At 59.4% G+C, this 470-nt stretch carries 1 pseudogene; it reads left to right on the top strand.

The features are described from left to right. A pseudogene (locus AC0L2P_RS32250) lies at window positions 1-470 on the top strand (calcium-binding protein); the annotation flags it as partial.

Raw genomic sequence — 470 nt, 5'->3', positions numbered from 1 at the left:
GGAATAGACCCCTATCCGGTGCGCACGGGAACGGACACGGTCGATTACGACATGATCGATCGAGCCGTGGCTGCAGCAGTCAAATCGGGCATCCCGGTTGGCAATATTGTTCCGGTCTATCAGGCCTTTGGCGGTGGTAACTGGGAGACTTCCGACGGCGGAAGACAGGTCATGCCCACCGCCGAACAGATGCAGACCATGATCGACCATTGGGCCGCGCTGGTTCCGTCACCCGCCTTCGACTACACCTACAAATGGGGAACGCAGAACGGCGACACCGCGCTTGAAAGCTCTCCGGAACTGCAGGCCGTTTTTCGGGAGCACAACCTCGCTACCACTGGGACCGCTCCGCCTCCTGTCGACACGAGCGACATCTTGTATGGCACCAGCGGCAACGATGTGTTCCATGGCGCCGGCGGCCACACGATGATCGGCTATGGCGGCAATGACACCTATTATGTCGATGATGT

It is taken from the genome of Mesorhizobium sp. WSM4836, assembly GCF_055811815.1.
This window is presented reverse-complemented; position numbering and strand designations above follow the sequence as displayed.